This is a genomic window from Mordavella massiliensis, from assembly GCF_016901695.1.
Classification (GTDB): Bacteria; Bacillota; Clostridia; order Lachnospirales; family Lachnospiraceae; genus Claveliimonas; species Claveliimonas massiliensis_A.
In genome coordinates this window covers 1-515 of record NZ_JACJKS010000067.1, presented here as the reverse complement: position 1 = coordinate 515, position 515 = coordinate 1, and the positions used below count along the sequence as shown (strand labels likewise).

At 49.9% G+C, this 515-nt stretch carries 1 pseudogene; it reads left to right on the top strand.

Features of this window, described 5'->3' with window-relative positions:
- Positions 1-163 precede the first annotated feature (163 nt).
- Positions 164-515: pseudogene (locus H6A20_RS13120) on the top strand (transposase); the annotation flags it as partial.

Below are 515 nucleotides of genomic sequence, written 5' to 3'. Positions count from 1 at the left end.
TTTCTGGCAGTTTTTTTCTTTGCGGCAGCCGCCGCGTCTGATATCTTCAAAAGATCTAAAAGAAATCTCAATGCTTTTGTTCCCATTTCACAGAGCAGAGAGGTTTCTTGAGGAAGAGCGGTAGGGAGGCCTCCTGCACCCAATTAGAAAAAGGAGGCCGCCTATGAGCAAAAAGAGCAAAGCGGGAAAGAGGAAAGGACAGGGCAGACGGAAGAGTTATCCCGTGCCAAACCGGACGTACAAGTCCACCGTCTTTATCATGCTGTTCCGCGACAAGAAAAACCTGCTGGAGCTTTACAATGCAGTCAGTGGAAAACAGTATACGGATCCGGAGAAGCTCACGATCAACACGCTGGAGAACGCCATCTACATGGCGATGAAGAATGACCTGTCCTTTATCATTGATTCCCGGCTGTCCCTGTATGAGCATCAGTCTACCTACAGTCCGAACCTGCCGCTTCGGATGCTGATGTACCTGTCGGACGTCTATGAGGAGATGACGAGGACGTGCAACG